The sequence below is a fragment of the Eoetvoesiella caeni genome (assembly GCF_003315175.1).
GTDB classification, from domain to species: Bacteria; Pseudomonadota; Gammaproteobacteria; order Burkholderiales; family Burkholderiaceae_B; genus Eoetvoesia; species Eoetvoesia caeni.
In genome coordinates, this window is the sequence record NZ_QNRQ01000014.1 from 59,008 (window position 1) to 79,173 (window position 20,166).

Below are 20,166 nucleotides of genomic sequence, written 5' to 3' on the forward strand. Positions count from 1 at the left end.
GTTAATAGTTGATGACTGTGCGTATGGATTTACCTTCGTGCATCAGGTCGAACGCCTCGTTGATGCCTTCCAGGTCGCGCGTGTGCGTGACGAACGGAGCAAGATCGATGTCGCCCTTCATGGCGTCTTCCACCATGCCGGGCAACTGCGAACGCCCCTTCACCCCGCCGAAGGCCGTACCCAGCCAACGGCGGCCGGTAACGAGCTGGAACGGACGGGTGGAGATTTCCTGGCCCGCGCCTGCTACGCCGATAACAACCGACTGGCCCCAGCCCCGGTGCGCGCATTCCAGCGCGGCGCGCATGACGTTGACATTGCCGATGCACTCGAACGAATGGTCGACGCCCCATTCAGTCATTTCGACAATGACCTGCTGGATGGGCTTGTCGTGGTCTTTCGGGTTGATGCAGTCGGTTGCGCCAAAAGTCTTGGCCAGTTCAAACTTGGACGGGTTGGTGTCGATGGCGAAAATGCGGCCGGCCTTGGCCTGGCGCGCACCCTGGATAACAGCCAGGCCGATGCCGCCCAGCCCGAACACCGCAACGCTATCGCCCGGCTGAACCTTGGCCGTATTGTGTACCGCGCCAATACCCGTCGTAACGCCGCAGCCCAGCAGGCAGACATGTTCAGGATTGGCGTCGGGATTGATCTTGGCCAGCGACACTTCGGCCACCACCGTGTATTCGCTGAAAGTCGAACATCCCATATAGTGGTAGATCGGCTGCCCCTTATAGGAGAAACGCGTAGTGCCGTCGGGCATCAGGCCCTTGCCTTGCGTTGCGCGAACGGCCACACACAAATTCGTCTTGCCCGACTTGCAGAACAGGCACTCGCCGCATTCGGCGGTGTATAGCGGAATGACATGGTCGCCCGGTTTCACGCTGGTGACACCCTCGCCAACCTCGACCACGATCCCCGCGCCTTCATGGCCCAGAACAGCAGGAAACACGCCTTCAGGGTCTTCGCCCGACAACGTGAAAGCGTCGGTGTGGCAAACGCCGGTATGAGTGATTTTGACAAGAACCTCGCCTTTACGAGGTGGTTCCACATCGATTTCAACAATTTCCAGAGGCTTTCCGGCCGCAAAAGCTACCGCTGCGCGTGATTTCATGGTTTGGTCCTTAAAAATAGAGGGAACAGGTCAACCAGCACCTTCAATGCCGGCCCCAAAAGCAATATAAGAACAGATCGTCGACCGGTCTGCCCAAGATGTTTGATACTACCCAGGAGTATAGCGCAACATACTCCGGGCGGATATAAGCTAAAACGCAATCGTCTGTTTCGGCAGCACAACTTCGAAATGGAAACTGCGGGAGGCGGAGGTTACGGAGCGACGTAATCCCAAAACGCCAAGCCGGCGGGCCATGCGCCGGGCAGCGAAGTTGGAGCAAGCCGCGCCAGCAGCCATTTTCGGGGTGCAAGCGAGCAGCTGTTCGAACGCGGCGTTTACGGGCAGCCGGGGGCTGCCCGTTCGCGTGAGTTCTGCGAGCGCCCGAAAATGGCTGCTGGCGCGGGTAGCCACAGCTGTGCTGTGGCCGCAGCGACCTGAGCGGGGCGGCGCATGGCCCGCCGGCCGCTCAAGAACTCAAAAAAAACCGCCGTTTATTTCAACAAACGCCAATGCCCGTCCTTGACCGTCAGCAACTCACGGCCACGCTCGTCGAAACCGCTATGGTCCTCGGGCGTCATGTTATAGACCCCCTGCGTAGCCACCAACTCCTTGGTCTGCTCGAGCGCATCGCGCAAAGCGCTGCGGAACTCCTTCGTGCCCGGCTTCGCCTTTGCCGCCGCAACCGGAATAGCCTTCTCAAGCAACAGACCGGCGTCATACACATTCGCGCCGAACGTAGCAGGCTTCTCCTTGTACATCGCCTCATAGCGTGCAATATAGTCCGCGGCCACCTTCTTCGACGGATTGCTGTCCGGAATTTCGTCCATCACCAGCATCAAGCTGGCTGCCAGAACCGTACCGTCCACATCCTTGCCGCCCAGCTTCAAGAACGCCGGCAGCGCAGCACCATGAGTCTGATAGTACGTGCCCTTGTAGCCCTGCTTCACCAGCGTTACCTCGGGCAAGACCGCAGCGGCGCCCGTACCCGCAATCAACACCGCATCCGGCTTGGCCGCCAGAATCTTCAAGGACTGGCCTGTTACCGAACTGTCCGAACGCTGATAGCGCTCGGTCACCACGATCTTGATGTTGTTCTTGGCCGCAAGACCGCTCATGACCTTCAGCCAGTCCTCGCCGAACGCATCGTTCAGGCCAATAAAGCCAAGCGTTTTCACCCCGGTCTTGACCATATGCTTGATTAGCGCATCGGCAATAATGTCCGTATTTTGCGTGGTCTTGAACACCCACTTCTTTTCCGGCGTCATGGGCAGCACCACCGAGGCCGTGCCCACCGGCGCCAGCATGGGCGTGCCCGATTCCGCCGCAAACTGAATGACGCTCATGGCGTTGGGCGAGCCCGACGGTCCAATCAGCGCATCGACCTTGTCGTCGGTAATCAGCTTCTTGAAGTTGGTGACCGACTGCGTGACATCGCTGGCGTCATCCAGGGAAATGTACTGGACCGTAAGGTCGCCGACTTTGGTGGGCATCAGCGCAACAGTGTTGCGCTGCGAAATGCCGATAAGCGCGGTGGGGCCGGTAGACGACGTTACCACGCCGATTTTTACTTGCGCTTGAGACAGGGCCGGCGCAGCGCTGAAAGCCGATAAAACAGCGAGTGCAATCGTGATTTTTTTAATATTCATGGTACATGCTCTTTTTAATAGGTGTTGGCGGAAAGTAGCAAATAACTAATAAAAGTACGACAGTTGTTGTGTCTCGGTGTGCTGTTTGGCAAGTTTGTGCATTCAAGTCCACTAAACACTAAACAGCTCGTTCGGCACAGGGTTAAATAGTGATAGAGCCGATGCTGGCGCCACCGCATACATACAGGGTCTGGCCGGTAACGAAACTATTGGCCGGGTCCGAGAAAAACATCACCGCGCGCGCCACATCGTCGGCGCGGCCCAGGCGTTGAACGGGAATGCCCTTGGCGATATTGGCTTCGCGGTCGCTGCCCGCCTCGACCACATCGTAGAACATATCGGTCTGGATAGGTCCGGGCGCGACGACGTTTACGGTAATGCCCTTGGGCGCCAGTTCCAGCGCCCAGGTGCGGGCCATGCCTATCATGCCCGACTTGGTCGCCGAATACGCGGTGCGGGTTTGCAGGCCCAGGGCGCCGCGCGAAGACATCAGCACAATGCGCCCGAAGTTCTGTTCTTTCATGTGGGGCAGGCAGGCCTGGGCCAGCGTAATGGCCGAGCCCAGGTGAATCTGGGTCAGGCCCTGCAGCTCGTCCAGCCCCACGTCTTCAAGCAGATGGGGCCAGATCACGCCAGCGTTATGAATAAGGTGGGAAACCTTGAACTGGCCGGCGACCTGATCCGCGGCTTCTTTGGTGGCTGTCGCATCGAGCAGGTCGACCTTGACCGAGTGCAGGTTTGCATGCGTGAAGTCGGGGTCGCGGCGCGCCATTGAAACGACGGTATAGCCCGCAGCCAGCAATTGGCGGCTGATTTCGGCCCCGATGCCGGCGCTGCCGCCCGTGACGATGGCTGTGTGGGATGTAGACAAAATATGGACTCCCTGCGGTAATCGTTAAGCTCGTTACGAGACAGTATTGGGCACAAGCGCCAGTACGCGCAAGGGGCTGCCCGAGCCGCTGCGTATTTTCAGCGGCGCCGAAAAGATGACGCTGCCCTTGGGCGGCAGCTTGTGCAGATTGGTCATGCATTGCAGGCCGTAGCGGTTGTTGCCATGCATGAAGTAGTGGCAGGGATAGGGCGGGTCCAGGTGCTGGGCCTGGCCGGCATCGGTGCCCACCGACTCGGTGCCAAAGCCATGTGCATCGCGCTCTTTGATCATCCAGGGCACGACTTGCGCATCGGGCCCGGGCGAATGGGCGCCGTCGTCCTGCATGTTCAGGTAGTCGCCGGGCTTGTCGCGCTGCGACCAGTCGGTGCGCATGAAGACCCAGGAACGCGCGGGTATCTTGCCGTGCTTGGCTTCCCATTGCTCGACGAAGTCGATGGTCAGCAGGAAGTCCGGGTTGTCGCGGCATTCGGCCGAGCAGTCGATGACGCAGGCGTCGGCAATAAACGATTCCAGGGGAATCGAGTCGACCGTATTGTCGGGCAGGTCTTTGCCTGAAACCCAGTGCACAGGCGCATCGAAGTGTGTGCCGGTGTGCTCGGACATGGAAAAATTATTCCAGTACCAGGCGGGTCCGCGTTCGTCGTAGCGCGAGATCTCTTCAATGCGAAACGGCCAGGCCTGGCCGAATTCCGGCGGCATGACGATGGTGGGGAATTCAGGGGCCAGCGTTTCGGTCAGGTCGACGATGCGAATTTTGCCGCTTAGCAGCTCCGCCATGAATTGGGTTAATACGCTTGTGCTCATTCTTGCTCCGAAAGCCGGCCCGGGCATCGGGCCAGGCCAATATGGCGGCGGGCGGGCTCAGGCTTGGCTGCCTAGCTCGCGCTCGAGTCCTTTGGGGTTGTCCTGCATGCGGGCCAGAAACTCCTGGGCCACATCGCCGACATAGGCTTCTTCGACTCCATCGCGCAACGCGCGCACAATGGCTTTGGCCAGCACGGCCGGGCTGACGCGGGGCGGCGGAGTCAGTTGCTCCCATTCGTAATCGATAGGGCCGGAAAATACATGGATAACGCGTATGCCGGCGGGGCGCAATTCATTGCGCAGGCACTGGCTGGCCGATAGCGCGGCCGCTTGCGAGGCCGACCACATGCCGCGTGCCGGCAAATTAAGCTGGGCATAAATGGATAAAGAGTTGACCCAGGCAACCGCGCTGTTGACGCCGTCCGAGGCGCGCCCCGCCATGGCGGGGCCGAAGTGCTGGGCCAGGCGCATCAGGCCCAGGCAATTCACGTTCAGGGCATCATGCGCCTTCAGCAGGTCGCGGCTGTGCAAAATGCCGCCCGAGCGGGCGTAGTCGGCCGTGTTGACCAGGATATCCACCTTGCCGCCGATAGAGCGCGACAGGCGCTCGACCGAGTCGGTGTCTGTGACGTCCAGCGCTTGCGGCAGGACACGAGGGTCCTGGCATAGCGCATCGAACGCCTGGTTTTTCTTCCAGATGTCGGGATCGCCCGCAAATACTGTTGTGGCGCCGGCATCGAGCAGAGCCTGGACCACAGCCATGCCCACTTCCGATTTGCCATCCGTGACGAGGGCACGCCGCAGCTTGGGGTCGCACGAGGTTTCGCGCAGGACTTTGTCGTCTTCCATATTGGGCGTAGCCTTTGGGGGTAGGGCGATCATGACGGCCTGGCCGCTGCGGTCCAGCTTGAGCGCCAGCGCGACGGGCTGGCCGACTTCGCAGTCGCCATGGACATGGGCGATGGCGCGCGGGCCGGACTCCAGCATGACCGTGCCGATGCGCCAGGGCAGCCTTTCGCGGAAATACAGGTCGTTGCTGTGATGCAAAGTGGTCGATGCCAGCAACGTGCCGCGCGCGGCCACGGGCTGCCAGCGCAACCGGTCGGACAGGCATTGGTGGCAGACCTCGCGCGGCGGGTACTGAACCGCTTGGCATTCCTGGCACACTTGCAGGTCGAACCGGCCTGCGGCGGCCGCGGCGGTCAGCCCCAGGGCGCGGCGGCTGCGTGCGGCAGGCGGCTGCGTGGGCTGGCGCGTGCGCGCCACCGGGTTTTTCTTGGGCGGGCGGGACAAAGGCTGGGTCATGCTGTACCTCGCGCCAGTAGCGCCGCGGCGGTGCATATTCCACGGTCGTAATTGATAATGCCAAAGCCGCTGACCAGCCCGATATTGGCGTCCTTTACTTGCGTGCCGCCCGCCGTGTCGGTTAGCTGGCGCAGGGCTTCCACCAGCCCCAGGTAGCCGCCGGCCGCGCCGGCCTGGCCTACCGAAAGCTGGCCGCCGTTGGTGTTGAAGGGCAGCGTGCCGTCGACGGTAAAGCTGTTGTCGCGCACGAATTGCGGCGCAGCGCCTTTTTCGCACAGTCCCAGGTCTTCGATCTGCAGGAAGTTGATGACCGGGTAGTCGTCGTAGGCTTGCATGAAGTCGATGTCGCGCGGGCCGATGCCGGCTTGTTCATAAAGATCGTCTTTGTCCATGGTCCAGCCGCCCCTGATTTGTATGGGATCGTCAGCCCAGGCGTTGTGGCGTTCGATGGTGGACAGGATGCGGACGAACGGCAGTCCAAGCTGTTGCGCCTTTTCTTCGCGCATCACCAGGAACGCATCGGCGCCCGCGCAAGGCATGACGCAGTCGAACAGATGGATGGGGTCGGTAATGAGTTTGGCATCCATGTACTGCTGCAGCGACAGCGGTTTTTTCATGAGGGCATTGGGATGGCGCAGCGCATTTTCGCGCTGGGCCACGCACAGCTTGCCGAAGTCTTCGCGGGTGGCGCCGGTTTCGCGCATGTAGTTATGAGTCAGAAGCGCGAAGCTGGCGTTGGGTCCGCCGGCGCCGTATGGATAGACTGCGTCCTGCGCAAAGCGCGAGAACTGGCTGATCGTCTGGCGGAACGAGTCGACATGATTGGTGTCGCCCGACAGGCAGGCAACCACATCGGCGTCGCCGGCCTGCACAGCCCGCGCGGCGCGGCGCAGGGCCATGACGCCGCTGGCGCCGCCGGTGGGAATATGGTCGAGCCAGCGCGGAGCCATGCCCAGGTGCTGGGTCAGTCCCACGGCCGAATCCGGCGCCAGCGTAAAGCTTGAAACGCACATGCCGTCGATCTCGTTCTTTTGCAGGCCCGAGCCGCGCACCAGCGCGCCCAACGCCTTGCCCAACCACCAATGCGCGCTGTTGATGGAGTACCGCACATAAGGAACCGTAACCGGCAGGGTAGCAACGACGCCGTCGTAACTGGCTCGGCGGCGTGTCATGCGACGTCCTGTCTTTTCTTCATGGCGCAGGTGTCGATGCAGGCCTTTGTTCCGACCAGCGTCGGAGCCTTGGCCTTGAGTTCGCCGCGCTGGATCTTGTTGGTGGCCGTAAGCGGCAGGGCTTCGACAAACGCCACGTAGCCGGGCACCTTGTAATAGGCCAGGCGCGCCAGGCTCCATTTGACGATGTCCTGCGCCAGGTCGGCCATGGCCGCCGTGTCGGGCATGGTGGTGCACACGATGCATGCCAGCACTTCGTCGCCGCGCACTTCGTCGGGCACGGCCGCCACGGCGGCGGCCTTGACGGCGGGGTGTTGCAGCAGCACGCTTTCCACTTCCACCGCCGAAATGTTTTCGCCGCTGCGCCGAATGACATTCTTCTTGCGGTCGATAAAGACGAGGTGGCCGTGCTCGTTGCGCATGACGATGTCGCCGGTATGGAACCAGCCGTCCTGCCAGGCTTCTTGCGTTGCCGCTTCGTCCTTGAGATAACCCGAGAAAAAGCCGAAGCGCGGATTTGCGCCGGCATGCTTGACCAGCAATTCGCCCGGCTCGTTCGTGCCCGCGGGCTGGCCGTCGTCGCCGACCAACTTGACCAGAACATCGGGCTCTTCTTTGCCGAAGCAACTGGTGCCGATATAACGCGGTTCGTGGTTGGCAATGACCACGGCGCCCGAGCCGGTCTCGGTCATGGCCCAGGCTTCCAGCAAGGGCAGGCCAAAACGCTGTTCGAACGGCGCATGCAGGCTGCGGTCTATGCCAGCGCCGAAACCGAAGCGCACGTTATGGCGGCTGTCTTGGTCGGTAGGGGCGGCCTTCATGAGTATGGCGGGCATGACGCCCAGGTAATGTACGACGGTCGCGCGTGACTCGCGCACCGTGTCCCACCAGGTTCTGGGATGGAAGCGGTCCAGCGGAATCAGGCAGCCGCCGGTGATAACCATGCCCATGGTCGAGCATGCCATGGCATTCATATGCACCAGCGGCAAAGGCGTCAGCATGCGCTCGACGCCGGGGCGCAGTGTAGCCATGCCGCCTACATTGGCATACCAGTTGCCGGTGTGCAGGAAATATTCGTTGGTCAGGATGCAGCCCTTGGGCCGCCCTGTGGTGCCCGAGGTATACAGCAGCGCGCATTCGGTTGCCGTACCGACGGGTTGGCTGGCCAGGGGCGCAGGGGCGGCAGCCGGCACGGGGGCGTCGTCGGGGCCGATAATGGCCAGGGGGCTGCTTACCGCCTTGGCAGCGGCTTGCAGCACAGCTTGATGGCTGGGCAGCGCTACGGCGATGCTGATTTCGGAATGGCCGACCAGATACTCCAGCTCGGCCGAGCGAAGGTCGGCGTTGATGGGCACTACGGAAACGCCCAGGGCATTCAGGGCGAACCAATGCAGAAAGAAGGCGGGGCGGTTTTCCAGCAGCAGGCCGGCGCGGTGCCCATGGCCGTAGCCCGCGGCCTGGTAGGCGTTTTTCAGTGCTTCGATGCGTTCGTGCATTTGCGCATAGCCGATTTCACCGGACGGGATTCCGTAGACCTGGGCAGTTTCGGGAACTATGCATAGAAAGGAGTTTTCCGGCCATTGCCGGGCGGACTGGGAAAAAGCTTGGTATACCGTTGCGGACAATGTATGCCCCTTACATGAAGAGTTGGATGCCGGGCAGGGTGGCGTCGCAGTTGACCAGGTCGACCCGTTTCTGGCGGATGCGCAGCGCGCCGTCCTGTGTGACGAGCTGGTGCGTGGCCCAGCCAGCATACAGCCACTGCTGTTCCAGGCGGGTTTCAACATAGTGAAATGCCGTGCGCACTACATACTGGCCTTTTTCAGGCTGGTGCTCGGGATGGGCGGTTTCGATTTCAGGCCGTGCCAGCAAGTGGTGGCAGCGGCTTTTGGGCTGCTGCGAATAGGTTCGCTTGCCGGCCAGGCGTTCAACACGGACCTTGAGCAGCAGCAGGTCTTCGTACATAAGCGAGCCTTGCAGCAACGGGTCGGTCTGGCCGTGCGTCAGGGGCATCCAGTAATGCGCGTCGGCGGTAAACAGTTCAAGCCATTGCTCAAAGCGCAGCTCGTCCAGAAGCCGGGCTTCGGCGTAGATGAAATTGCTCAGTTGCTGGTCGTTGAAACCGCTCATACGGCCTCCGTCATCGATGCTGTCATATAGCGGCCCCATGCCTGGTATTGGTTGCGCATTTGCCATTCGTTGGTGCCATTGGTGGCTTCATTTTTGCGCTGGCTTTCTGTGGGGTCGTACAGGCGCGCTACGTTCACCCATTCGCGGCCGCGTGACATCAGGCCCGCCTGGGCGCGCTGGTAGACCTCCAGGTCGTCGTGGCCGACGATGGAAGTGGGCGAATTGATGAGCCGGTTGTACATCAGGGTGCGCTCCAGCAGCTTGTCGGGCGCGCCCACCAGGCGAAAGGCCCAGGACTCCACCAAAGTCTTGTCGGCGGCTACGGGCTTGAAAATGCGCAAGGTCTGGATGGGCCCCTTGACCATGATATTGGGGAAGTAGGTGGTGTTGTGGCGTACGTCGCCCAGTATCTGCTTGGTGCGCTCTTCGCCGTAGGCGGCATGCATGGCTTCCATGTAGCCCGGTATTGGTGAGTACGCGGCATGGATGGAGTTTTTGACGCCCGTGTGGCCATGGCCGTTTTCCCAGACCTGGATGCCCATGTCTTCGAAGAACTCGTACGAGGAAATGAACGGTGCGAACTGCTCGACGGCCATGGGCGTGGGGCCTTCCTTGCCGGAGCTTTCCCAGATATGCACGGCTGTGCCCGCCGACGATTCATGCGCCACCATGGGGTGGCAGGTGTCGGTCTGGTTGTCGACCAGCATTTTCCAATTGCACTCGTGCATGTAGCGCAGCGGTTCGCCGGCGATTTCCAGCTTGCCCTGCGGCGAGCGCGCGATCATGTTGTCGATGGTGGACAGCGACTCGCCGAAGAATTCTTCAAAGCTTTGCCCCACGGGGTTCAGGCGGCAGAAGATGAAGTCGTGGTAGTCGCGTACGTTCTCGACTGCGGCCATGCCGTGGCTGGCTTCGCATTCGCTGAACACCTGCGGGTCGTAGCCGCGCTTTAGCGGCAGGGCCAGCAAGCTTCCGTCAAGCCGGAATGTCCATGCATGGTAGGGGCAGCGGAAGAACTTGCCGGTGTTGCCGCATCCGGGAGCCGCAACTTCAACGCCTTTGTGCGGGCAGCGGTTGTTCAGAACCTTGACCGTGCCGTCGTTGTCCCGCACCATGACGACCGGCTGGTCGCCGACCGTCGTGGTGTAGAAGTCGCCGGGGTTGGGAATTTGGCTGCCGTGGCCGACATAGACCCAGGTGTTGGCAAACAAATGCTCCATTTCAAGCTCGAAGACCTCGTCATCGACGAAAATGTCTTTGTGCACCTCGGTCGGGCGTATCAGCGCCTGAACGGCTTTCGGATTGTTGCGGTAGTTCATTCGGATACCTACAGCTTAAGAGTTGACGTCAGGCTGCCGCCGGTTGGGCCGTTTGCGCAAGCATTTTGTCCAGTTGTGTTCCTTCCGGGTCGGCCAGGGCGGCGTCGCGCAAAAGCTTCAACCGCGTTGCCGCATTGGCCTGGCCGGGAAGATCGGCCGCTGCCCGCAGTAGACGCTGGTATTTGCTGTTGCCGCGTTCGTGTGTGTCGCTATAGCCCTTGACCAGGCGGCGGCAGTTCACCACTTCGACGGCCAGGTCGTAGTCCTGGCGCACGGTGCGCTCGATCAGTTGCAGATACTGCTGCAGGGACTTGGCCTCGACTTGATGCCTTAGCGTTCCGCGCCGGAAGCGCCGTACGCCGCCAAGCACATATAGCATCAAGAAGCCGGACAGCGTCCCGCTTTGCAGGAAGCGGCCTTTGCGGCAGAAAATATTGATGAAGTTGCTGATGCTTTTGGAGTCTTGCATCCAGCGGCCCAGCGCAGCCGGCATGAGGCCGCAGATTTCGGCTACCTGGGGGTGCATGTATTCGGTGGTGTAGACCAGCTGGTTGGGCTTGGCCAGGACTTCATCGCGCACACGGTCGAAGCGCGTGCCGCGGGTTTTAAGGTCGGCTACCCGGATGACGTCGTCGTACGCCATGGCTACTGCCACGTAGCGCGCGGCGGCGGTGGTCAGCGCCCACGACTTGGCCAAACCCCCGAACTGGCTGTCCAGCTTATGGATATTGCGCATGTGCTCCATATATTCCTGAGCGTAGCGCAGGTCCTGGAAGTCCAGCGTGCGGCGCAGGCCGGCCACCAGCATGGGCTGCGCCGGGGCAGGAAAATTCGTCTTGATGTCGTCGAGCAAAGCCCGCACCTTCGGGTGCGAGGCGGTCTCGGGAATTTCGGTTACGGGCTTGCTGAAGTCGATTTTGCTGGCGGTTACCGGCGCGTTGGCGGCGGACTGGAAGCCAAGGTCGAAGGCCTTCAGGCTGGGGTTTACGCCCTTGCCGCTGCGGCGTATGGTTTCTTCGAATTGTTCGCGCGTAAACGGCAAGGCGCCGCTGCCGGCCATGGCGCCGAACATGCTGGCGCTGATAACGCTGCCCGCCTGGTCCGCCAGAGCCTGCAAGTCGCTGCAGATGAAGCGCTTGGATGCTTCGTTGCCTACTTCAATGACTTTGTTCGAGTCGCCGATGCCGTTGCCGGGCGCGGCTTTTTCGGAGACCGCATAAGCGCGGTGCGAAGAAGAAATAAGGGTGGTGCGGTCGGGGGTGACCAGGCCGCGCTGGATCGCGCGCCCGGCTTCCATGAGTTCGGCGGCCACGGCAAGGTCGACGTCGCCGGGCGTGGGCATCATGGCCAGCGTCGGCGCCCGGCCAGCGGCTTCGACGGCGGCGCCGGGCATGAGCTCGACATAATAAATGGTGGCGCCGGTACGTTGGGCCACGCCCGGTACGGATGTGGTCTGGGCCCACCAGCCGGCGTGTTCGGCCAGGTCGACGGTCCAGTCGGCGAGTACCCCTCCGCCTTGGCCGCCCATGGCCATGATTGCTATCTTGATGGGGGTGCCGGCGTTAAATTGCGTTGTATTAGCCATAGTGTGCGTTCGTTTACAAAGAGTACTGGGCTTGGCGATTGCCGCGGCGGGTTTGCAGGTAGCCGATGACGCTACGGCGAACCTTGGCCATGAACAGGTCCCATTTGCTGGGGTTGTTCACGATGTCGGCGCGGTAGAACGACGGGCATAGAACGGCCGCGTGCGAGACTTCGCCGCAGTTGCCGCAGCCTACGCAGGTGTTGTCGACATAGGCAATAGGGTCTTCGCGCAGCGGATCGGCGCTTTCTTTGATGGTAAGCGAAGGGCAGCCCGAAAGGCGGATACAGGCGTGGTCGCCGGTGCAGACGTCGGGATCGACGCCAAAGCGTTCTTTGACCAGGCGCTTGCCTTCTTTGACCGCCTTGTTGAACAGCGGCTTGACGCGGCGCTGCTTGTTCAGCATGCATTCGGACTGCGCAATGATGATCTTGGGGCCGGTTTCCTTGGTGGTCAGGGCCTCTTCGATGGTGGCTTGCATCTTGGTGACGTCGTAGGTGCGGTCCAGCGTGCGCACCCATTTGGCGCCCACGCCCTTGACGGCGTCTTCGATGGGGTTGTTGGTGACGCGACGCTTGTTATCGGCGCGCGACGACAGGATGTCCTGCCCCCCGGTTGCCGCAGAGTAGTAGTTGTCGACAATAATGATGACGCCGTCGTATTTGTTGAACACGGCGTTGCCTATGCCCGAAGACAGGCCGTTGTGCCAGAAGCCGCCGTCGCCCATGAACGATACCGTGCGCTTGGAGGACGGAACGTTGAAGGCGGCTGCGCTGGCCGCGCCCAGGCCATAGCCCATGGTGGTGGCGCCCAGGTTGAAAGGCGGCAAAATGGAAAACAAGTGGCAGCCGATGTCGCAAGAAATGTGATGCTGGCCGAGCTTTTCCTGGGCCAGGGACATGGCCGCGAAGATGGGCCGTTCGGGACAGCCGGTACAGAAACCTGGCGGACGCGCAGGGACGACAGTGCCAAGGCTCTTGACGTGCTCGTGGAAAGTCAGGGGCTGTTCGGCGGCCTCGACGGCGGTGCCGGCATCCGGGCGGGAATCGAGGACAACGTCGGCGACAGTGTTGGCGGCGCCCAGTTGTGTGCCTGGTTCGCCGATTTCATGCTCTTCGATCAAGGCTTCGGAAATCAGCGCCTGGGCGACGGCGGCCTGGCCATTGACCGCCGGGGCGGCGGCGACGGCCGGAATGCTGCGTGAAACCTCGCTGACCTGCAATGGCTTGGCAGGCGCCGCGGCGCTCGCGGCCGCCGTTGCCGCCGGGCGTACCGAGGGCTTCTTGGGCAGCAGATAGCCTGCCGGTTCCATGGTGGGCAGCACGTCGGGCTGGTGTACTTCAAGGAATTTCTGCAGGCCGTCGCGCACGACCACGGTGGTGTAGTCGCCCGCCATGGGCAGCAAACCCTTGCCCGCCAATACGGTGGAGATTCCGGCGTGGCGCAGGATGGTGTTCATGTTTTGCTCGATGAAGTTGGGCTGGCCCTCTTCAAGCAGCATTACGGCTTTCTTGTCCCGGCAGAATTCGATGACTTCGTCGTCGACGACCGGGTAGGTGACATTCATTACATACAAGGGGATGCGGCTGTTGCCGAAGTGGTCGGCCAGCCCCAACAGTTGCAGGGCGCGGATGACGCCGTTATACAGGCCGCCCTGCAAGATAAGGCCCATGTCCTTCAGGTCGCCGTCGAAGAACTCGTTGAGTTTCTTTTCTTTGATGAATTCCACAGCGGCCGGCCAGCGTTCTTTGACCTTTTCCTGCTCGTGCAGGAAAGAGGCGGGCGGCAGCACGATGCGGCTGACGTCGCGCACCGGGTTGGCCATGGCTTCGGACAGAGTGTATTGGGGGCGCTTGTTGGCTTCGGCGGTGAAGCGGCCGTGCACGTGGCAACTGCGGATGCGCAATTGCAGAATGACCGGCGTATTGCTGGCCTCGGACAGCTGAAAGCTGTCTTCGACAGCCTTGACCATGCTTTCAAGATTGGGGCGCGGGTCTATCAGCCAGACCTGGGACTTCATGGCGAATGCATGCGTGCGCTCTTGCATGATGGACGAGCCTTCGCCGTAGTCTTCGCCGACGATGATCAGCGCGCCGCCGGTGACGCCGCCCGATGCCAGGTTGGCCAGCGCGTCGGACGCCACGTTGGTGCCGACCGTGGACTTCCAGGTGACGGCGCCGCGTATTGGGTACATGACCGAGGCGGCCAGCATGGCGGCGGCGGTGGCTTCCGAAGCGCTGGTCTCGAAGTGCACGCCCAATTCTTCCAGGATGTCCTGAGCGTCGGCCAGCACATCCATGAGGTTGGAAATCGGCGAACCCTGGTAGCCCCCGACATAGCTGACCCCGGACTGCAAGAGGGCCTTGGTGACGGCAAGTATGCCTTCACCGCGGAATTCTTCCCCTTCTCCGATCCTTAACTGTTGAACTTCTTTCTTGAATGAGCGCTCTGCCATGGCAAATCTCCTGCTGACCTACTGCAATTTCGCCGAGAATCGGGCTTGTCCCGCGCGTGCGGCGATGCACGTCGGGATTAGAATATTTTTGTTTCCTTCAAATACTTTAGGAGTGAAGGATTCCTTTGTCAATGAGAAACATGAATATTCATATATTGTTGAAATTTAACTTATGGAACAGTCAATTGCATATCAGGGCAAACCACTACATTGACGCTTTTGTGCAAATGAACTACGATTTTTTCCGTGCTCATTGCCCTTTTTTTATGATGCACCGCAGCAGGGTTTTGGACGCGCGCCAAAGCACCGGCCATTATGTCGCGCCGCCAGGCCAGGTTCAGGAAGGAATATGCAAAAAGCTGGGCAACCCCGTTTCGTACATCGCTATCTGGCATCGGTGCTTGCTTTGGCGAGCCACCGCATTTCTGAAGAATTCCATGTGGAAGTGCGCAATGCCGGACTGACGGTCACCGAATGGCGGGTGCTGGGCAGCCTTATCGAGGGCGAGGGCGAAACCGTGGGGGCGTTGGCCGAACTGGCGGTGACCAAGCAGCCTACGCTAAGCAAGGTATTGCCGCGGCTGGAATCCGAAGGCCTGCTTACCATGCAAACGGCACGCGCCGACCGGCGCCAGACGCTCGTCACCATTACCCCCAAGGGTACAAAGCTAATTAGCGGGCTGTGCGAAAGCGCCATGCAGCACCAGCATCGTATTCTTGAAAAGCTCGACCCCGACCACGCCGACCGCCTGGTCGACATGCTGCGCGCCATCATCAAGCATTGAATACTTTGTTTTACGGCCGGCCCGCCTTTTGCCGTCGCCGGATTGTGCCGGACTACCCCTGCGAAAGCCCTGATTCCGCCAGATCCCTGAATTTATCGGTCATCTCGACGGCCAGGCCGCGCTCGGCGCGGGCAATGAACGCAGCAGCAATGCTGTTCCGGCGCGCATAGGCCAGGCCTTTTTCAGTGCCCATACAGAGCAGCGCGGTAGCCAGGCCGTCGGCCATCATGCATTGTTCGTGCACGACGCTGACCGACTCCAGACAGTGCCGTAGCGGCTGGCCGGTGCGCGGATCCAGGGTGTGGGCATAGCGCTGGCCGCCGTGCTCGAAGCAGCGGCGGTAGTCGCCCGAGGTGGCCAGGGCGCAGTCGGCCAGCAATACAGGCAGATTGGCGCCGCTTTGGTCGGGGGCCTCGATATCCACTTCCCAGTGCGTGCCGCGCGCATTGAAACCACGTGTTTTCAGCTCGCCGCCCAATTCAGCCAGGTAGTGAAGAACGCCGTGCTGGTCCAGCACCCGGGCAATTTCGTCCACGCCGTAGCCCTTGGCAATGGAGGAAAGATCGAATTGCAGGCCGCCGGGCTGCCAGACGCCTTGGTGTTCATGGTTCAGTGCAGTCAGTCGCCAGCCGCATAGCGCAAGCGCTGAGTTGACCTCGTCCTGGCTGGGCGGCTGTTCGATCCGGCCGTTGGCTCCGAATCCCCACAAGTCGGTAAGCCGCCCCAGTGTAGGATCATAGGCGCCGCCAGAGAGCTCCGCCAGCTCCAGGGCGTGGCGCAACACATAGAAAAATGCCGGGGGCACCTGGTACCAGCCAGCCTCTGCCCGGTTCAGCGTACTGATTATGCTGTCCGATTCCCAGGTGCTCATTTGTTCGACGATGCCATCCAGGGCGCGCTGCACGGCATTGGCCAGTTCTTGGCGTGCGGCGTCGCTGCTTGCGCCAAGGTATTTCACCGTCCAGCTCGTACCCATGCTCGTGCCGTCGATAAGCCCCCACGTCGTTCCCGCGGGGGCTTCTGACTGGAAAGCGGGGTGGTCAGGTAAATTGGAAGACATGGTCAAGCCGGGTGGCCGAACGCTTGGCTACTGCGGCAAGACTTCAAGCGTGGCCGAGTACGACAGGCTGCGCTTGCTGGCGTTGGGGACCGAAACCTTCTGGTCTTCGCTTGCGGCGTGCAGCCAATAAAGGCCGGGTTGCGGCCAGGTAACGCTGAACTCGCCCTTGTCGTTGGTTTTAAGTTCGATGGTGTTCAGCGTGTCGCGGTAGCGGCTGCCTGCCGGCACGATTTCCACGGCGGTCTGGGCCGCGGGCTTGCCGTCTATGGTGAAAATGAAGCTGGCTTTCTCGCCCGAGAACAAGTCATTGGGGTGGGTAAGCGGAATCAGCCCAATGCCCTGGTCGACTTTCGCCACAGGACTGGGTTTGCCCTTGGTTACAAAGGTTTCCACGCGGCTGGCACGTTCTTGCACTTGCAACTCTTCGGCCTTGGCCGGCACGTTTTTACTGAAATCGCCGCTTGCGCCGAACCAGCGCTTCATTTTGCCGTCTTCCTTCCAGCGAGCCATCACGCCTTGGCTGACCAGCGCAATGCGGTAGGTGCCGTCATCGGTCAGGTGTACGTCGAAACTGCTGCGCAGCTTGCCGGTGCTTTGATTTTCCGCTTCGATGGACTTCTCGCCCGGGGCGGTAATTTGCAGCGGCTTCAGCGACAAGGAGTGGTGATTGAAATAAAACTTGTCGTTGCCGATGGCGCCATCCACCGTCACCCAGGCGGCGTCGCCCGAAAGCACTGTGGACGAGGGCACTATCCAGGCGTCATGGGCTTGCGCGCCTAAGGGCAAAGCCAGGGCCAGGGCAAACAATTGGGGGGCGAAACGTTTCATAGACAAGACTCCAAGGGAAATCAGCAAGGCGGCCAGCTGTGTTCTGCGGCCTTATGGTGAAAGACGGCTCGAATCCGGCAGCCTGGTTAAAAGCGAAATGGTTTCATGGGCCTGAAACCGCAAGGTTTTGAAAGCGTATCGCAGGCGGGACGCCGCACGGTTCAAGGGGCAAGCTTGACGTTGACGGCTCCCAATTCATGCTGGCCCTGGGCGGTAACCGTTTCCGTTTTGGCGGGCGGCCATGCCAAAGGAAGGCGCAGCAGTTCCCGTCCGCCTTTTTCGCGTGCCGCCTCGACCGCCAGTTCATATTTCCCCGCAGGCAGGCCGGCCAGGATTTTGTCGTCCACGCGTATGGTTTGCACGCCCGCCGCGCGCGTTGCGCCGCTTATGCCGTCGGCCGGCGTACCTTGGCTGCGCCCGCTGACGCGCCACCATTGCCGTAAATCCTTGAGGTATTTCTTGCCCTCTTCGCCGCCGGCCTTTTCCTGCTCGTACCAGACGGCAACGTCGCGCAGGGTCTGTTTGTCTGCGCTTTCCAGCCAGACCGCGATATAAGGGCGGTGGTATTCCGTGGCGTCCAGCCGGGGAATGGCAACCTGGACGCTCATTTCGGCCGCCAGGGCGGGCGCGCCCAGCAGACCAGCCAAAGAGCAGGCAATTGTGGTCTTGAACAGATGTTTCATGGCTTCGCGATTCCTTGACGAGTATTAACAGGCCCTAGTGGCTGAAAAGCAGCAACAGAACGAAAGGAACGAACAATCCCAGGCCCACCATGGGCCATGTTGAGATCCGGTTCTTGGAATGCAGCTTAAGCAGCAACAGGCCGCTTAGGCCGAAAATCAGGCAGGCGGCCGCAAAAATATCGATGAACCAGCTCCAGATGACGCCGGTATTGCGTCCTTTGTGCAGATCGTTCAGGTAGGCGATCCAGCCTCGGCGACTGCGCTCATAGGTCACTTCGCCGCTGGCCCGGTCGATGGCCAGCCAGGCGTCGCCGCCGGGCTCAGGCAGCGAGACGTAGACTTCATCGCTGGAGAACTCGGCCGTGCGTCCGTTTATGTGGATGCCCAATTGCGAGTCCAGCCACGCTTCCGCCTGGGCTGGCAGTGCGGCCTTTTTGGCCGAAGTCGAAGCCGGAGCCAATATTTGCAGGATCTCGCCCGGCAGATCCGCTTGCCGCGTAATAACCGTCGGCTTGGATTCGAACCACGCCGCATTATTCAAGGTGATCCCGGTTGCCGCGAACAGGATCAGTCCGACGAGGCTCAGTGCGGAGCTCATCCAGTGCCATTGATGCAGGGTTTTAAGCCAACGAGTACGGCGGTGTGTTTTGGTGGTGGACTTCATTTCCCGGTGTCGAATTGAAGAGGAGCTGTCGTAACAGGACGCCAATTCTACAGGAAATGGGAATGATTATCAGGTGCGTTATGTGCCGCATCGCAGGCTTGCAACGGATTGAAATAAAATAATGGTGGCAGCGCTTCTTTGGTTGGGGCTATCGTGTCATAAAGGCATGCACACTCATTGCCTTTCGTGTGACTGAACTTTTCGTGATGGATCGGGTCTGATTATTAGCACTCTCTTAACCTGAGTGCCAATTTTTGTTATAGTGGTTTATCTATTAAAGGACTACCTTAAACGATGACAACCAGTACGCACTCTTTAGCCTTATCCAACAATGCGTTGGCGGCGGCTATTGCCAATCCGGGCGCGCTAGGCACTATTGAAGCCTATATCAGCGCAGTCCACCGCCTGCCGATGCTGACGCAAGAGCAAGAGGTCGAACTCGGAAAAAAAGTGCGTGACGACACCGACCTCGATGCGGCGCGTCAGCTTATTTTGTCCCATTTGCGCCTGGTGGTTTCCATTTCGCGGCAATATCTGGGTTACGGCCTGGCTCATGCCGACCTGATCCAAGAGGGCAATGTAGGCCTCATGAAGGCCGTCAAGCGCTTCGACCCCGACCGCGGCGTGAGGCTGGTTTCGTTTGCCGTGCACTGGATCAAAGCCGAAATCCACGAATACGTCGTGCGCAACTGGCGCATGGTCAAAGTGGCCACCACCAAGGCGCAGCGCAAGCTATTCTTCAATTTGCGCCGCATGCGCCCCGACGGCCAGACACTCGACCGCGAGCAAATCAGCGAAATCGCCAGCGAGCTCAACGTTCGCCCCGAGGACGTCAGCGAGATGGAAGTGCGCATGTCGGGCCACGAAATGGCTCTTGAAAGCCCGCAAGACGACGAAGACACCTACTCGCCTATTTCGTACTTGTCGGACGACGCGCAAGAACCCACCAGTGTGCTCGAGCGCCGTGCCGTCGACACGCTGCACGGGTCGGGCCTGGAAGACGCCCTTGAACTGCTCGACCCTCGTTCCAGGCGCATCGTTCAGGCGCGCTGGCTGCAAGACGAAGGCGGCGCCACGCTGCACGACTTGGCCGCCGAATTCGGCGTGTCGGCCGAACGCATACGCCAGATCGAAGCCGCCGCGTTCAAAAAAATGCGCCAGGCCCTGGCTGCTTAAGCCATCCCCCAGCTGCGGCCGGGCAGGCGGCAGCTATCGGGCCGGGCGCCGCCCAGCCGGCACAAGCTAAAAAGCAGCGACGGTCCGCGTCACGCCGACCCGACCGCCATGCCCGACAGCTTCAGCACCAGCGCCAAATTACATCTAAATACAAAATAGCCAATCAAAAGCAGAACTTATTGCCGGACGCTTTGACTAAACATCATGAGCGATGAGACTGGTGCAACTTCGGTTGTATTTGTTGTTCATTCGTCCGCTTCTGCTTCTCCTCAATCCCCTCCCTTTTGAAGCGGATGTTTATGGGACACCTCGACGGTGTCCCATTTTTTATGTGCGCCCAGCATGGGCGCACTCCTGCGGGTGCAAGTCCCGCCATACGTTGATCACAGCGAATGAAGTGAAGCGCAACGGCGTAAGGGCGACCGGGCGTGGGGCAGCAAGTCGCATAGCGGCGCCGCGTGTGGGTATCTTTTGCCGTCGGGCTACCGCAACAGAATCAATGCAAAAGCGCGGATAAAAAAGTGTATCCTACACAAGGCGCGGCCGCCTGCGCCA

At 60.7% G+C, this 20,166-nt stretch carries 17 protein-coding genes; 2 read left to right on the forward strand and 15 right to left on the reverse strand.

Features of this window, described 5'->3' with window-relative positions; translation table 11 throughout:
* Nucleotide 1: 1 nt before the first annotated feature.
* The 11 genes from DFR37_RS19160 to DFR37_RS19210 all read right to left on the reverse strand — a co-directional run bounded on the left by DFR37_RS19160 (nt 2) and on the right by DFR37_RS19210 (nt 14,416).
* Nucleotides 2-1,111, reverse strand: coding sequence for an S-(hydroxymethyl)glutathione dehydrogenase/class III alcohol dehydrogenase (locus tag DFR37_RS19160; RefSeq protein WP_113934795.1), 1,110 nt, complete (start codon nt 1,109-1,111; stop codon nt 2-4).
* A 491-nt stretch (nt 1,112-1,602) separates the two neighbouring features.
* Entirely contained in the window at nt 1,603-2,757 is a 1,155-nt protein-coding gene (locus DFR37_RS19165) for an ABC transporter substrate-binding protein (RefSeq protein WP_113934796.1), read from the reverse strand.
* Between the two features lie 142 nt (nt 2,758-2,899).
* Nucleotides 2,900-3,628, reverse strand: a complete 729-nt coding sequence (locus tag DFR37_RS19170) for an SDR family NAD(P)-dependent oxidoreductase (protein WP_113934797.1) — start codon at nt 3,626-3,628, stop codon at nt 2,900-2,902.
* Nucleotides 3,629-3,661: 33 nt separating this feature from the next.
* Entirely contained in the window at nt 3,662-4,453 is a 792-nt protein-coding gene (locus tag DFR37_RS19175; RefSeq protein ID WP_113934798.1) for a cyclase family protein, read from the reverse strand.
* Between the two features lie 57 nt (nt 4,454-4,510).
* Nucleotides 4,511-5,758, reverse strand: coding sequence for an SDR family NAD(P)-dependent oxidoreductase (locus tag DFR37_RS19180; protein ID WP_113934799.1), 1,248 nt, complete (start codon nt 5,756-5,758; stop codon nt 4,511-4,513).
* The gene (locus DFR37_RS19185; RefSeq protein ID WP_113934800.1) at nt 5,755-6,930 is read right to left on the reverse strand and encodes a thiolase family protein; all 1,176 of its coding nucleotides are present in this window, start codon (nt 6,928-6,930) and stop codon (nt 5,755-5,757) included. The genes DFR37_RS19180 and DFR37_RS19185 overlap by 4 nt, the downstream gene beginning before the upstream one ends.
* Nucleotides 6,927-8,555 carry an AMP-binding protein gene (locus DFR37_RS19190; RefSeq protein WP_113934801.1) on the reverse strand — a complete coding sequence of 543 codons (1,629 nt, stop codon included), beginning with the start codon at nt 8,553-8,555 and terminating at the stop codon, nt 6,927-6,929. Before DFR37_RS19190 ends, DFR37_RS19185 begins: the two co-directional genes overlap by 4 nt.
* Before the next feature lie 10 nt (nt 8,556-8,565).
* A complete protein-coding gene (locus DFR37_RS19195) occupies nt 8,566-9,060 on the reverse strand; it encodes an aromatic-ring-hydroxylating dioxygenase subunit beta (RefSeq protein WP_113934802.1) in 495 nt (164 codons plus the stop codon).
* A complete protein-coding gene (locus DFR37_RS19200; RefSeq protein ID WP_113934803.1) occupies nt 9,057-10,379 on the reverse strand; it encodes an aromatic ring-hydroxylating dioxygenase subunit alpha in 1,323 nt (440 codons plus the stop codon). The genes DFR37_RS19195 and DFR37_RS19200 overlap by 4 nt, the downstream gene beginning before the upstream one ends.
* A gap of 28 nt (nt 10,380-10,407) precedes the next feature.
* Nucleotides 10,408-11,964 carry an indolepyruvate oxidoreductase subunit beta family protein gene (locus tag DFR37_RS19205; RefSeq protein ID WP_113934804.1) on the reverse strand — a complete coding sequence of 519 codons (1,557 nt, stop codon included), beginning with the start codon at nt 11,962-11,964 and terminating at the stop codon, nt 10,408-10,410.
* A 13-nt stretch (nt 11,965-11,977) separates the two neighbouring features.
* Nucleotides 11,978-14,416: a thiamine pyrophosphate-dependent enzyme gene (locus DFR37_RS19210; RefSeq protein WP_113934805.1), complete on the reverse strand. Its 2,439-nt coding sequence runs from the start codon at nt 14,414-14,416 to the stop codon at nt 11,978-11,980.
* Nucleotides 14,417-14,765: 349 nt separating this feature from the next.
* Between DFR37_RS19210 and DFR37_RS19215 the strand changes: the two genes are divergently transcribed.
* Entirely contained in the window at nt 14,766-15,200 is a 435-nt protein-coding gene (locus tag DFR37_RS19215; protein ID WP_113934806.1) for a MarR family winged helix-turn-helix transcriptional regulator, read from the forward strand.
* Nucleotides 15,201-15,252: 52 nt separating this feature from the next.
* On the opposite strand, the gene DFR37_RS19220 is transcribed toward DFR37_RS19215, so the two are convergent.
* From DFR37_RS19220 to DFR37_RS19235, 4 genes are all read right to left on the reverse strand, one after another.
* Nucleotides 15,253-16,260 carry an FAD:protein FMN transferase gene (locus tag DFR37_RS19220; protein WP_113934807.1) on the reverse strand — a complete coding sequence of 336 codons (1,008 nt, stop codon included), beginning with the start codon at nt 16,258-16,260 and terminating at the stop codon, nt 15,253-15,255.
* Between the two features lie 27 nt (nt 16,261-16,287).
* Nucleotides 16,288-17,088: a DUF4198 domain-containing protein gene (locus tag DFR37_RS19225; protein ID WP_113934808.1), complete on the reverse strand. Its 801-nt coding sequence runs from the start codon at nt 17,086-17,088 to the stop codon at nt 16,288-16,290.
* A gap of 161 nt (nt 17,089-17,249) precedes the next feature.
* Nucleotides 17,250-17,762 (reverse strand): DUF2271 domain-containing protein, encoded by a 513-nt coding sequence (locus DFR37_RS19230; protein WP_180148034.1) that lies wholly within the window; start codon nt 17,760-17,762, stop codon nt 17,250-17,252.
* Between the two features lie 43 nt (nt 17,763-17,805).
* A complete protein-coding gene (locus DFR37_RS19235; protein WP_113934810.1) occupies nt 17,806-18,435 on the reverse strand; it encodes a PepSY-associated TM helix domain-containing protein in 630 nt (209 codons plus the stop codon).
* A gap of 294 nt (nt 18,436-18,729) precedes the next feature.
* Here DFR37_RS19235 and rpoH point away from each other — a divergent pair, with 294 nt between their 5' ends.
* Nucleotides 18,730-19,611, forward strand: coding sequence for an RNA polymerase sigma factor RpoH (rpoH, locus tag DFR37_RS19240; RefSeq protein ID WP_113934811.1), 882 nt, complete (start codon nt 18,730-18,732; stop codon nt 19,609-19,611).
* Nucleotides 19,612-20,166 lie beyond the last annotated feature (555 nt).